At 72.2% G+C, this 13,079-nt stretch carries 12 protein-coding genes and 1 tRNA gene; 8 read left to right on the top strand and 5 right to left on the bottom strand.

Annotated elements, in window-relative coordinates; translation table 11 throughout:
* The first annotated feature begins 2 nt into the window (after positions 1–2).
* Genes ACIRQ7_RS11890 through ACIRQ7_RS11880 form a run of 3 tightly spaced genes read left to right on the top strand, consistent with a single transcriptional unit; the run spans position 3 to position 1,610 of the window.
* Entirely contained in the window at positions 3–407 is a 405-nt protein-coding gene (locus tag ACIRQ7_RS11890) for a DUF742 domain-containing protein (RefSeq protein WP_404261897.1), read from the top strand.
* Entirely contained in the window at positions 385–1,008 is a 624-nt protein-coding gene (locus ACIRQ7_RS11885) for a GTP-binding protein (RefSeq protein ID WP_401466760.1), read from the top strand. Before ACIRQ7_RS11890 ends, ACIRQ7_RS11885 begins: the two co-directional genes overlap by 23 nt.
* Positions 1,005–1,610 carry a GAF domain-containing protein gene (locus ACIRQ7_RS11880; RefSeq protein WP_401466757.1) on the top strand — a complete coding sequence of 202 codons (606 nt, stop codon included), beginning with the start codon at positions 1,005–1,007 and terminating at the stop codon, positions 1,608–1,610. Before ACIRQ7_RS11885 ends, ACIRQ7_RS11880 begins: the two co-directional genes overlap by 4 nt.
* A 90-nt stretch (positions 1,611–1,700) precedes the next feature.
* On the opposite strand, the gene ACIRQ7_RS11875 is transcribed toward ACIRQ7_RS11880, so the two are convergent.
* Entirely contained in the window at positions 1,701–3,008 is a 1,308-nt protein-coding gene (locus ACIRQ7_RS11875; RefSeq protein WP_404261895.1) for an acyl-CoA dehydrogenase family protein, read from the bottom strand.
* Positions 3,009–3,323: 315 nt separating this feature from the next.
* On the bottom strand, positions 3,324–6,527 hold the full coding sequence (locus tag ACIRQ7_RS11870) for an amidohydrolase family protein (RefSeq protein WP_404261893.1): 3,204 nt from the start codon (positions 6,525–6,527) through the stop codon (positions 3,324–3,326).
* A 189-nt stretch (positions 6,528–6,716) separates the two neighbouring features.
* Between ACIRQ7_RS11870 and ACIRQ7_RS11865 the strand changes: the two genes are divergently transcribed.
* Complete coding sequence (locus ACIRQ7_RS11865; protein WP_404261892.1) at positions 6,717–7,640, top strand: alpha/beta fold hydrolase; 924 nt, start codon at positions 6,717–6,719, stop codon at positions 7,638–7,640.
* Positions 7,641–7,662: 22 nt separating this feature from the next.
* Here the strand turns inward: ACIRQ7_RS11865 and ACIRQ7_RS11860 are convergent, their stop codons facing one another.
* From ACIRQ7_RS11860 to ACIRQ7_RS11850, 3 genes are all read right to left on the bottom strand, one after another.
* Positions 7,663–8,562 (bottom strand): transketolase family protein, encoded by a 900-nt coding sequence (locus ACIRQ7_RS11860; protein ID WP_404261890.1) that lies wholly within the window; start codon positions 8,560–8,562, stop codon positions 7,663–7,665.
* Between the two features lie 56 nt (positions 8,563–8,618).
* Positions 8,619–9,338 carry a transketolase gene (locus tag ACIRQ7_RS11855; protein ID WP_404261888.1) on the bottom strand — a complete coding sequence of 240 codons (720 nt, stop codon included), beginning with the start codon at positions 9,336–9,338 and terminating at the stop codon, positions 8,619–8,621.
* Positions 9,339–9,468: 130 nt separating this feature from the next.
* A complete protein-coding gene (locus ACIRQ7_RS11850; RefSeq protein WP_401466743.1) occupies positions 9,469–9,762 on the bottom strand; it encodes a YiaA/YiaB family inner membrane protein in 294 nt (97 codons plus the stop codon).
* A 165-nt stretch (positions 9,763–9,927) separates the two neighbouring features.
* Here ACIRQ7_RS11850 and ACIRQ7_RS11845 point away from each other — a divergent pair.
* The 4 genes from ACIRQ7_RS11845 (at position 9,928) to ACIRQ7_RS11830 (ending at position 12,886) form a co-directional block, all read left to right on the top strand.
* Positions 9,928–10,001 (top strand) — tRNA-Pro (locus tag ACIRQ7_RS11845).
* 471 nt (positions 10,002–10,472) lie between these two features.
* Complete coding sequence (locus tag ACIRQ7_RS11840; RefSeq protein ID WP_401466740.1) at positions 10,473–10,979, top strand: helix-turn-helix domain-containing protein; 507 nt, start codon at positions 10,473–10,475, stop codon at positions 10,977–10,979.
* A 61-nt stretch (positions 10,980–11,040) separates the two neighbouring features.
* Entirely contained in the window at positions 11,041–11,673 is a 633-nt protein-coding gene (locus tag ACIRQ7_RS11835; RefSeq protein WP_404262302.1) for a hypothetical protein, read from the top strand.
* A complete protein-coding gene (locus ACIRQ7_RS11830; protein ID WP_404261885.1) occupies positions 11,666–12,886 on the top strand; it encodes an MAB_1171c family putative transporter in 1,221 nt (406 codons plus the stop codon). The genes ACIRQ7_RS11835 and ACIRQ7_RS11830 overlap by 8 nt, the downstream gene beginning before the upstream one ends.
* Positions 12,887–13,079: the final 193 nt, after the last annotated feature.

Raw genomic sequence — 13,079 nt, 5'->3', positions numbered from 1 at the left:
CCATGGTCGTGCGTCGCCGCCGGCGGCAGGGCCGTCAGGAAGCAGCGTGGTACGACGACGCGGCGGGCCGACTGGTCCGCCCGTACACCATCAGCAACGGGCGGACCCGTCCCACCGCCAACTTCGACCTGCTGACCATGGTGATGGCCACCGGACGGCGGCCCGCGTCCTGCCAAGGCCCGGACTACGCGCAGGTGTTGGGCATGTGCGGCGGGCCCGTCTCGGTCGCCGAGATCGCCGCGCACATACGGCTGCCCGCCGTCGTCACCAAAGTGCTCCTCGCCGACCTCGTCGACTGCGGGGCGCTCACCGCGCGAGCCCCCCAAGCCGTCGCGGCAGGACCCGCGGCCCGAACGGACCGAGCCCTCCTGGAGGCGGTGCTGAATGGACTTCGCAAACGACTGTGACCTCGCGGCCCAGAGGGACCCGGGCTCGACCGACCCCTTCCCGACGGCGCTCAAGATCCTCGTCGCGGGCGGATTCGGGGTCGGCAAGACGACCTTCGTCGGCGCGGTGAGCGAGATCGAACCGCTCAGCACCGAGGAGCTGCTCACCCAGATCAGTATCGGGCACGACGATCTCGCGGGCATCGAGGACAAGAACACCACCACCGTGGCCATGGACTTCGGCCGGATCACCCTCAGCCCCGAGCACGTCCTCTACCTCTTCGGGACGCCGGGCCAGGAACGCTTCTGGTTCATGTGGGACGAGCTGTCCAACGGCGCGCTCGGCGCGGTCATCCTGGCCGACACCCGCCGCCTGGACCAGTGCTTCGGCGCGGTCGACTTCTTCGAGCGGCGCGGCATCCAATTCATCGTCGCCGTCAATGAGTTCGACGGCGGCTACCACTACACACCCGACGAGGTCAGGGCCGCCCTGGACCTGTCGCCGGACATTCCCGTCGTGCTCTGTGACGCCCGCCGGTGCAGCTCGGCCACGCACATCCTGGTCGCGCTGGTCCAGCATCTGCTCACCCCCCATCTCGCCGCGACCCCGGAGCTGCCATGAACCACCCCGCGTCCCGTGCCTCGTATGTCTCCTACGACCCGACGCGCCATCTGCTGCTGACCCCTCAGGACGACGAGGCCCCGGCCCGGGTCGCCCGGCTGCGGGCCCTGGGGATCGGTGAGTCCCCGCTGCCCGCCTTCGACGACTTCGCGCGCAAACTGGCCCGCACGACCGGGGCGCCCTATTCCATGGTCAACTTCATCGACGAGCGGCGGCAGTACTTCGCCGGGCTCTACACCCCCGCACAGGACCAGGCCGTCGAGCTGGGCCCGGCGCCCGCCAGCGCCCAGCCCGGCCGGGTGATGGCCCGCGACCACGGCTACTGCCCGCATGTCGTCGTCCGTCGCAAGGCCCTCGTCCTGGAGGACGTCTGCGACTACCCGCGCTTCGCCGGCAACCCCGTCGTCGACGAGATCGGCATCCGCTCCTATCTCGGCGCGCCATTGATCGACCGTACGGGCATGGCCCTGGGGACCGTCTGCGTCGTGGACCTCGAACCGCGTCCCTGGGGGCGCGAAGGGCTGGAGACGATCAAGGCGATGGCGGCCGAACTCGTCGACCAGATCCACCACATGGAACAGCAGCAGGCCGACGTGCCCTGAACACCACCTCCCCCCGGCACCTCGCGGCCCCGGGCGCGGGCATCGGCCCGGCCCGGGGCTTCGATGTGCCGGGGTGCCGGCCCCGGCGGCTCACCTGAACGGCGCGAACCACGAGCGCTTCGCGGCGGGTGCGGTGCGCTGGCCCGGCACCGTGGGCGGCGGCTCCTCGTCCGGCAGCTCCGGCAGCTCCGGCCGCTCCGGCAGCTCCGCCGGCTCCAGCCGCAGCAGATCCGCGAGCCGGCTCGACCATTCGCCCTTGGTCCGGCCCAGGGCGAGTTCGCCCAGGCGCAGCAGCTGGATGTCCGAGGTGCCGGCCGGCGCGAAGATGTGATGCGCGTCCCGCAGGAAGCGCTCCACCGGCCGGTCGGTGAACAGCCCGCACGCGGCGTGGATGTCCATCGCGTCGCGCGCCGACTCCAGCGCCGACTCCACATTGACCAGCTTCGCGTTCATCAACTCCGCGTCACACGGCTGTCCGTGGTCCAGCAGATGCACCGCGTGGTACGCGGCGAGCCGGGCGAGCAGCAGCCGTGACTGGATGCGGCCGAGCTTCAGTTTGATGTTGCCCAAGTCGGACAGCGGCTTGCCGTAGCGCTGGCGTTCGGTGCAGAAGCGGGTCGTCTCGTCCAGCACCGCCTGATGGATCCCCAGCGACACGGCGGTCAGATTGGGCCGTCCGTACAGCACGCTGGAGGAGTACGCCACATTCAGGCCGTCGCCCTCCCGGCCCAGCAGATTCGCCGCCGGGACACGGCAGTTGTCGAAGAACAGCTCGCCGAAGCTGAAGCCGTGCAGCCCCATGGCGGGCTGTTGCGCGCCGACCCGGAAGCCGGGGCTGCCGGACTCCACGAGGAAGGCGGACAGGCCCTTGGAGCCCTCCGCGGTGCGGACGACCACGCCGTGCAGATCGCCGACGTGGCTGTTGCCGACGTAGGTCTTGCTGCCGTTGAGGATGTAGTCGTCGCCGTCGCGGACCGCGGTGCTCGCCATGCCCAGCACATGGCCGCCGGAGTCCGGTTCGGTCACGGCTATGGTCGGCAGGCAGTCGCCGGAGGCTATGGCCGGCAGCCAGGTCTTCTTCTGCTCCTCGTTCCCGAAGTGGACGATCTTCGCGACGCCGAGCTGGGATGCCTGGACCATGGCGCCCATCGCGGCACTCACCCGCGAGATCTCCTCGATGATGAGGGTTTTGGCGACATGCCCGGCGCCCATCCCGCCGTAGGCGCGGTGCACCGTCGCGCCGATCCACCCTTGACGGGCGATCAGCCGCGAAAGGTCGTGGCAGACGGTGCGGCTCGCCTCCATCTCCGCAATCCGTGGGCGGACCTCCCTCTCGGCGAAGTCCCTCACCCGGTGCCGGAGTGCCTCATGTCGCCGGTCGGTGAAATAGCGATGCAAGACGAGCCCTCCTTCGCGATCTTCCCCGAGCTGGTCGCACCCCGCCCCGGGACGGCACCGGCCGTGCCGTCTGTTGTCGTCGTGCAGCGTGTTGTTGCCGTGCCGGAATGTGATCTGTCGCTTACCGCGTGCAATACCCGTTGGCATACCTACTGCGGGGCGCATAAAACATCAACTGGGTGCATTTATGCGATGAGTTGGAGCGCGCAGCATATTCGCACCACCCCCCGGTCGGCGACGGTTCGGCACGGTTTCGCCAGGGCCGGGAAAGCGCGCCACCCCACGCCTCCCCGGCCCGTCGCGGCGGACCGCCGGTCAGTGCTGCCCGGCGTCGCAGCAGGACTCACGGCGCTGCTGCCGGCCGACCTCCAGCCACTTCGGGTGCGCGGCGGCGGGCGCCGGGAAGGCGCCGACCAGGTCCCGCTGCGCGAAGAGCCGGCCGCCGCGCAGCACCGCCGTGGTCCGCACCAGCGAGTCGAAGTCGGTGAACGGGTCGCCGTCCACCAGCGTCATGTCGCCGAGTTTGCCGACCTCCAGCGTCCCCGAATCCCGCTCCGCACCGAACACCTTCGCGGGCAGTGCCGTCGCGGTGCGCAGCGTACGGCTCACACTCAGGCCGCCCCGGTGCAGTGCGCGAAGGCACAGATGCAGCCCGAGCCCCACCGGCGTCAGCGGCTGGTCGGTGCCCAGCGCCACCAGCCCACCGCCGTCCAGCACCCGGCGGTAGACGCCGACCTCCGTGCCGATGTCGGCCAGCTGCGCGGGAGTCGGCCGGTGGCCCGCGTTCTCCCGTACGAGCGCGGCGTCCCACGGCGGCATCAGCGTGCCGACGCGGGCGTCATCGGCCAGCCCCGGATCCTCACCCAGCAGCGCGGCGGCGGAGAACGGCGTGGCCACGAGGGAGAAGCCGGCGCCGGTGTAGACCTCCTCGACATCGCCGTACGCATGGCCGGACGCGGACACCGCGTGCCCGAACTCCAGTCGCTGGGTAGCCTGGAGATGGGTGGTCAGGTCCTGGCCGAGCTGCACGCCCGGGGTGAGCAGATGGCTTCCGGCGCGCACCCCGAGCCGTTCATGAGCGAACCTAGCGGCCTGCTCCATCACCCAACCCGGCGCTCTTACATACGTCTTGACGAAGTCCCAGTCCAGGGCCGCACCCCGCTCCAGTGAACGCCGCAGCCCCTCGCGGGTGCGGTGCGCCCGCCCCATGCTGTACGCGACCCGCCCGCCGTCCAGCAGCTCCCCGCAGGTCAGCAGCCGCGGCCCGGCGAGAGCGCCGGCGGTGACGGCCTCGCGGATGCGCGCCTGCTCGTAGGAGAAGCCGCCGCAGGAGACCGCGGTGGTGATGCCGTACGCCAGCTGCAGCGCGGTCTGCCGTCCGCCGTAGGTCGTCTGCCACGGGTGGGTGTGCGCGTCCCACAGGCCGGGCAGCACGGTCCGCTCCGATGCGTCGATCCGGCGGGCCGCGGCGGGCCCCGAACGGCCGGTGCGGTGCGGTCCGACCGAGGTGATCCGCCCGTCCCGCACCACCACGTCGACGTCCTCGCGCACCGCGTCGCCGGTGCCGTCCCAGAACCTGCCCGCGTGCACCACGGTGTCCCGGGCGCGGGGGCCCCGCCGGCGCAGCGACAGCGGCACCGTCCGTGCCGGGCCGCCCGTCACCGGGATCAGCCGCAGCTCGCCCGCCGACAGATACAGCAGCGTCCCGGAGTCCCCGGACCACGACGGGTGGTCGGCGCTCTCGTCGGTCAGCTGCCGCGGCTCACCGTCGGGGGTGCCGTCGGCCCTGACCGGCAGCACCCACAGCGCGGATTCGGCGATCACCGCCATCCACCGCCCGTCGGGTGACCAGACGGGCCCGGAGTCGTAGCGGTCGGCGATCGAGACGTGCTCGGCGACCGGATGCAGCCGGCTCGCGCCGCTCTCGGTGTCGAGGACCCGGATGACGTTGTAGCCCTCGCGGAAACGCCGGTTGAGGCGGTTGCGGTCGCAGTACGCCAGATAGCGGCCGTCCGGCGACCAACTGGGCCGGCCGGGCAGCCCGCCGCCGCCCAGGGGCGCCGCCAGTATCCGCTCCTTCCCGTCGGCCAGGGCCCGCACCACGAGATTGCCCGACATGTCGAGCGCGGCCAGCCGCCCGCCGTCCGGCGCCAGTGCCGGCTGCACCCGGCCGCCGGTGGCCAGCACGGTCTCCTTGCCGGACGCCAGGTCGTGGCGGCGCACCGCGAACAGGCCGTCCCGGTCGTCCGCGTACACCAGCGAACGGCCGTCCCGCGCCCAGCTCGGCGCGAGGACATAGCCCGTCGCCGCGGCCCGCACGAGGCACCGTGCCGGCCCGCCGCCCGAAGTCGGCGCAAGCCAGAGGGAGTTGAGCGCCGCGAACGCCACCTTGCGGCCGTCGGGGGAGAGCGCGGGCAGATGCACCCCGCGCACCGGCCCCTTCGCCGGGCGTTCGAAGCCGTAGTCCTTCACGCGGTAGTCGGGCCGCTCCAGCGGCAGCTTCGCCGTGAACGGGATCGCCTCGGACCGCTCCGGGGCATCGGCACGGACGATCCGGAACTGCCCGCCGACCGTCAGCAGCAGCTCGTCCCGCGACACCCAGCGCGGCGGCACCGGCTCCACATCCCCGTCGACGGCGACCCGCTCCCCGTCCACGACCAGGGAACATGTCGGCCCGGGATAGTCGGTCGTGCGCAGGTAGGCCAGCCGCCCGTCGGGGGACAGGATGGGCACCATCACCTGCGCGGCGACCGTCTCGGTGTGCTCGGTGCGCACCGCGCCGCCGCCGTCGGCGGGCACCGAAGCCACGGTGCGGGAGATCAGCGCCGCGCCCGCCACCCGCCCCCTTACGAAGGTGATCCGCGACCCGTCGGGCGACCAGCACGGGTCGAAGTCCTCCCAGGCACCGTCCTGATGGGGCCCGTCCTGCCCCGCCAGTCCGGTCACCCGCGTCAGCCGTTTCGTGGCCACTTCCAGCACCCAGATGCGGTACGGGCTGCCGGCCACCGCGTCACCGCCCCGTTCCGAGGCGAACGCGATCCGCGTCCCGTCGGGCGACCAGGCGGGCCCGCGGTCGTCCCACGGCCCGTCGGTCAGCTGCTGGAGCCCGGAGCCGTCGGCACGCAGCGTCCAGAGGTGGAAGCCGCCGCCGCGGTAGGCGCAGACGGCGATCCGCCGGCCGTCGGGGGAGTGCACCGGCCGGGTGGGCTCCAGGTCGGGCGGGGTCAGCGCCACCGCGTCGCCGCCGGCGCGCGGCAGGGACCACAGGACGTTCTGGATCTCGGCGACGAGCCGGTCGCCGGACGGCGCGAGGGAGGCTGCGCCGTTGGTGGCGGCCGTGAACGACAGCGTGGCACCGGATGCCGGGCCGGCGGCGGCCTGCGGGGCGGCGGTCGCGGGGGCGGCGGCCCCGGCCAGGCCCGCCGCTGCCGCCGCCGACGCGGTGCCGGCCAAGAACCTGCGACGGGACAGTGGCGCCGGGATGCCCGCAGCGTTCTGGGAACGGTCCGTGGTGTCCAACGATCCTCCTGGGACAGGGAGTTGCGACGCGGGCGCCGGGTCGGAAGGCCCGATCGCGTCACGCCGCTCGGGTGGAGGGTCAACACCATCACGCGCGCCCCTTGGCGCACCGGCGTATCGAAGGACAGAGTGGGCGGCGTCCGTGCCGACGACGCGTCAGCGACCGCACCGCAGTCAGGAGACGAGGCCATGCAGGCCATGCAGCAGGACTTCCACCAGGCCCCCGACGGCGCCCGCATCGCCACCTACACCTGGCTCCCGGAGTCCGGCCGGCCCCGCGCCCTCGTGCAGATCGCCCACGGCGCCGCCGAACACGGCGGCCGCTATGACCGCTTCGCACGCTTCCTGACCGGCCACGGCTATGCTGTCGTCGCCTCCGACCACCGCGGCCACGGCGGCACGGCGGCGTCCACCGGCGGCCCGGGAGTGGTCGGCGAGGACGCCTGGCGGGCGATCGTCGCCGACCTCAAGGCCATCGGCGACCACACCGCCACCGCCCACCCCGGCATCCCCCTCGTCCTCCTCGGCCACAGCATGGGCTCGATGCTGGCCCGCGACTACGCCCAGGAGTACGGCGCCGACCTCGCCGGGCTGATCCTCAGCGGCACCTTCCGCACCCTGCCGGGCCTGGAGATCGACTCCGCGGTCGCCGAACTGGAGGCGGAGATCGCCGAATTCGGGCGCACCCACCTCTCCGGCTTCATCCCGCGCAACTTCAGCTCCTTCAACGACGCCTTCACCCATCGCACCGGCTTCGAATGGCTCTCCCGTGACGCGGCCGAAGTGGACCGCTACGCCGCCGACGAGACGTGCGGCTTCCCGTTCTGCGCCGGCCTCGCCCTCGACTGGGTGCGGGCCATCCGCAAGATGAACGACCCGGGCAACCTCGCCCGTATCCCGCGCGGACTGCCGGTGCACGTCGCCGTCGGCGACCAGGACCCCTGCAACCAGGGGATGACCCTGGTGGGCGAACTCCTTGAGGACTTCCGCTACCTCGGCACCCGGGACCTGACCTGGAAGGCGTATCCCGAAGCCCGCCACGAGATCCTCAACGAGACCAACCGCGACGAGGTCCAGGACGACCTGCTGGCCTGGCTCGACAAGCACATCTGAACCGCCGGGCCGCCGACCGCGTTCACACCCCCAAGAACGCCCCGATGCGCCCGCGCAGGCCCCGCGGGTCGAGGCCGTGGCCCGCCAGGTGCTCGTCGAGGGTCCCGTAACGCCGCAGTTCCTGGCGGCCGACGCCGAGGCCGAGCACCCGGTGCGGCCGGTCCTCCAGCGCCTCGTTCACGAAGCGATTCGAGGTCCCCGCGAGATACGGCTCCACCAGCACCACGTCCGTCCCGGCCGCCTCGGTGGCGGCCCGCAGGCCGGCGCCGTCGAAGGGACGCACGGTCGTCGCGTACAGCACCGTCACGTCCAGCCCCTCGGTCGCGGCGAGCACCGGGTCCAGCATCGGTCCGACCGTCACCACGACGGCGCGACGTCCCTGCGAAAGGGTCCGGAAGCCCGCCCCGTCCACCGGCCTCGGCGCCGCGTTGACCTGCACGGACAGCCGTACGTACACCCGGTCGTCGCCGGCCGCCGCGGCCCGCCGCAGCAGCGCCTCCGCCTCGTCCGGATGCCCGGGGACGTGCACGGTCCAGTCGTCCAGGGTGTCGAGCAGCCCGATATCGCCCGGCGCCATGTGGGTGAAGCCGCCGCTGGGCCAGTCGTAGGAGCCGCCCGCACTGACCAGCACCCCGCCCACGCCCTGGTGGCCGAAGTCCAGCTTCACCTGCTCGAAGGGCCGCTCCACCAGGAAACTGGCGAAGGTGTGCAGGATCGGGCGGAGCCCGGTGAGTGCCAGCCCGCCGCCCACCCCGACGAGCAGTTGTTCCCGGATGCCGACGTTCACCACCCTGTCGGGGTGCCGGTGCGCCGCATCGGTGAAGCCGTCCTTGCCGATCTCGGCGAGCACGACGGCCAGCCGCGGGTCCTCGTCCAGCAGCCGCGAGGTGACCGCGGCGAAACGCTCTCGCATGGTGTCCATGTCTGCATACCTCTCGAAGTCTTCGTCAGCCGTTGGGTGCGGGAGGGGCCCGGGGTTCAGGCGTTCTTCGGCTCGACCCGGGCGACGACGGCGTGCGGCCGGCCCGGGTGCGGTGCGCTGAACGCCTCCTGCAGTGCCCGGTGGTCGCGGCCGCCGACCGTCGTCGCCGACCAGCCGGCGGTCTCGAAACGGGACGCGATCCCGCCGCGCCAGCCGTGTGTGGCGGAGGAGTTGTCGATGACGAGGGTGTGCAGCCGGTCCAGGCCGACGGCGCCCGCGTGGGCCAGTGCCTCGTGGTTGCTGCCCTCGTCCAGCTCGGCGTCGCCGATCAGTACCCAGACGGCCGGTTCCGGCAGGCCCTGCGCCCGCAGCCCGAGCGCGGTGCCCACGGCAAGTGGCAGCCCGTGCCCGAGCGACCCGCTGCCGATCTCCACCCCGGGCACCAGCGTCCGGTCCGGGTGGTGGCCGAGCGGCGAGTCGTACGAGCCGAAGCCCGGCAGCCACTCGGCGGGGAAGAAGCCCTTGGCGGCCAGCACCGCGTAGTAGGCCATCGGGCCGTGGCCCTTGGAGAGCAGGAAGCGGTCCCGGTCGGGGGCGTCGGCGGTGGTGGGGGAGACCCGCAGCACCCGGTCGTAGAGGACCCAGAGGGCGTCGAGGGTGGAGGTGGCGGCCGGGCCGTGCTTCTCATCGCCCGTCATCAGGCTCATCAGGCCCGGAAGTTCGTCGAAGGTGCGCGCCGTCGCGGGGGTCGGCGCGGGCGTCATTGCGTGCGTCATGCCATCGAGCCTGCAACCTCAAGTGCTCTTGAGGTCAAGCGTCCGGGGGGATCGCGGATCCGGGGACCCGCGATCCCGTGCCCGGGATCAGGCGCCCGGGCCGGCCGTCCACATCAGACGCCCGTCCGCATCAGACGACACCCTGCTTGAAGACGTCCTGCTCGATGAGGATCTTGTCGATCCGGGCCTTGTCCACCCGGTTCGTCACCTCCTCGACCTCTTGCCGGTCGCGTACGCACTTGGCCAGCGTGAAGGCCGAGGACACCACGAAAACCAGGCCGAGGGCGAGAAAGCCGCGCTCCCACGGCCCCACCGGCAGCTTGATGATCCCGATCATCAGCGCCACCAGCGACAGCCCGAAGGAGATCGCGGCCTGCACGAAGAAGGCCGTGGTCGTCGGCCGCTGAATCGATGGAGTAGTCATGCGCGTAGCGTGGCGGCGCCGTGACGCAGGCGCATGAGTACGCGTACTCATCCGGAGGGCCCGGTGGCGGGGGCGGGCGGCCGAATGTGGCAGCACCCACCCTCTGACATGCGGTATTGTTCTCGTGCGCGGTCAGCCGGGAAAGTTTCCGGCCAGGACGGGCATCGGGACGTGGCGCAGCTTGGTAGCGCACTTGACTGGGGGTCAAGGGGTCGCAGGTTCAAATCCTGTCGTCCCGACGATGCAGGCGCAGCTCAGGGGCCGTTTTCGAACGGTCCCTGACGCATGTCCGGGGTCGACCGGCCACAGCCCTCCCTCCTCCTCGCCCCGCTTGCCTCCCCTCCCCTCCCCTCCCCTCCCCTCCCCTCCCCTCCCCTCGCTCGCCGTCGCATGCCGCGGTTGCACAGGGTGAAAGCACCCTCCGGGAGATTTCTGGCGTTTCGCCTTATTGATCCACATAGGGGGAGTGCTCCGTGTGACCGCTCAACTCCCGGTTAAGTTGGACCGTACTCACTGTCCGTATGTGGACTGGTGCTGCGTGTTCATTGCATGACAGGATGAGCGCAGCGGAGCGGGCGGCCTTAACTGCTCGTTGGGTTGGCAACTCCGCTCGATGTGCTGTCGGTTGGGCCCGCCGTGCGGCCGGTGCCCGTGCCGCACGGAGCGCCGGGGGCGGGTTCGGTGAGTGGAGGGGTACGGGGACGGTGGGCATGACAGTGGAGGGCGACGGCCGGTCCAAGGGGGCAGGCAGCGCGCTCGCGGAACGCCTCAACCACCTCTTCGCCAACATGCACCCGCCCGGCGCCCCGTACACCAACGCCTTCGTGGCCGACGAGATCAGCGGCGGGACCGAGGAGTACGGCGGGGTCAAGGTCACCGAGCAGTATCTGTCGATGCTGCGCAACGGCCGGCGCGCCAACCCGAGTCCGGAACTGCTGCGCGCGCTCGCCAAGTTCTTCGCCGTCCCTGTCGGCTACCTGCTCGGTGACCTCTCGCAGCCGCAGGCCGCACGGGTGGAGGAGGAGGTCCGCTTCCTCGCCGCCATGCGGGACCAGCGGGTACGCGCCATCGCACTGCGCTCGGTCGGGCTGCCGCCGGAGGTGCAGGACAGCCTGACGACGATCATCTCGCAGTTCCGGCAGCAGATGAATCTGCCCGCCGATCCGCCGCAGCAGGGTGGTGAGCAGCGTGGTGGGCGAGCCGATACCGACCGCTGAACGCGACCGGATCTTCTATTCCTGGCGGCGGACCGGACCCGAGGACGGGACGAGCATGCGAGTGGGGCAGATACGCAGGCGGTGCAAGCAGCTCATCAAGGAGCTGGCACTGCCCGCCACGACCGACCTTCGGGGGATGTGCGACATCGTCGCGGCGCGGGTGGAGCGGCCGGTCCACATGGTGCCGATGAGCCTGGGCGGCGTCGTCTCGGGGATGACGGCGTCCACGGACGACAGTTACTGGATCTTCTTCGAACACAAGACCTCGCCCTGGCACCAGGCACACATCGTGCTCCACGAGTTGAGTCATCTCCTCCTGGGCCACGGACAGGATCCGGCCATCACCGAGGACGCGCTGCGGATGTGGACGCCGTCGGTCGATGTGGCGACCGCGATGCGCCGGATGGGCCTGACCATGGGCTTCGCCCGGCACCACGGCTACGACAACCTCGCCGAACGCGAAACCGAAGTGCTGGGCACGCTGCTGATGGAGCGGGTGGCGCCGTCGGCCGACGAGCGTGCCCTCCCCCTGGAGGGCCAGGCGGCCGAGCTGGCCGCGGCCCTCGGGCCGGCCCTGCAGCACATCCGCCGCCAGCAGGAAGGCCGGGCCGGCGGCGCCGGCGAGGACTCCCCGGAGATGTCCGAGGGGCCGTACGGGGCCGACGCGGCCGAGGACGGGGGCCCGCGTGTTTGACGTCATCTACCTCTGCTTCGGGGCGGCCGCCTGGGTGCTCGTCGCGTACAAGGCCGTCGCCTGGTTCCGCGACCGCAGCAACACCGACCTGGGGCTCGCCTGTGTGATGACCGGCGGCGTGGCGACGGTCTTCCTCTTCTCCGCGCCCAGCCTCTACCGCGGTTTCGACCGGCTGGTCGGCGTGGCCAACCTCGCCATGGTCTTCCTCTACTCCTCCGTCGTGGTGTTCGCGGCCGGCGCGCTGGTGCTGCTGTTGCGCTGGACCGCGGGCGAGGGTGACGCGGCGCGGGCCCGCGCGCGGTCCCGGGCGCGGGCCGCCGTCGGGGGTGTCACCGTGCTGTGGGCGGTGGCCGTCGTCGGCTTCGCGGTCGGCCGGCCGGACGACGTCGAGCATCCCCGTGACTTCAGCACCGCTTACACCGATTCCCCCGGGGTCATGGTGTTCCTGGTGCTGTATCTGGCCATCTTCGGCGCGAGCCTGGCCGGCCTGGGCACGCTCTGCCCGCGCTACGCCACCCGGCTCGGCGGCTCTTGGCTGGCGCGCGGTCTGCGGGTGCTGGCCGCCGGCTGCTGGCTCGGCCTGGTCTACTGCGCCTGCAAGCTGACCGGCTTCGTCCTGTCCTGGGCGGGCCATGAGGCGCTCTGGCTTTCCAACGGCGTGGCGCCGCTGAGTGCTTCCGTCGGGGCGATTCTCGTCCTCACCGGTTTCGCGCTGCCGGCCGCGGTGCCCCGGGCCGCCGCCTGGCGCCGGCTGCGCCGCCTGACGCCGCTCTGGCGGACCGTCACCGCGCAGACCCCCGAGGTCACGATGGAACGCTCGTCCTGGTCCGGCCGCTGGCCGTTCGCCGACCTGGAATGGCGGGCCAACCGCCAGATGGCGGAGATCCGCGACGTCCAGCGCGGCATCCGCCGTCATGTGGAGTCCGACGCCGTCGACATCGCGCGGGAGCGGGCCCGTACGGTCGCGCTGGTCGACCGGCAGCTGGCCGCCGTCGCGGAGGCGGCCGCGCTGCGCCGGGGTCTGGAGAACCGCGCGGTGGGCCATGTCCCCGCCCTCGGCGCCGACACCGTGGTCGTCGCCACGGGCGCCGAACCGGTCGAACTCGCCGAGGAATACGAGCATTTGGCACTGGTCGCGGACCTCTACCACTCGCCGCTGGTGGAGACCGTGCTCACCGAACTGCGGCAGCGCAGCGCCGTGCCACGCGGCTGAGCGGCGACCACACAGACGGGGTGGCCCGGCACGGGGGTCCGGGCCACCCGAACCACGCCGGCGGGCCCCCCCCCCCCCCGGCCCGGGCCCCCCCCAAAAACCCCCCCCCCCCCCCCCCGCCCGCCGGGGGGGGGGCGGCCCCCCCCCCGCGCGGCCCCCCCCCCCACAACCCCCCCCCCCCCCCCCCCCCCCC

The sequence above is a fragment of the Streptomyces sp. NPDC101393 genome, from assembly GCF_044767385.1.
Lineage (GTDB): Bacteria > Actinomycetota > Actinomycetes > Streptomycetales > Streptomycetaceae > Streptomyces.
Note: the sequence above shows the minus strand (reverse complement) of the source record. Positions and strands in the feature narration are given on the sequence as shown.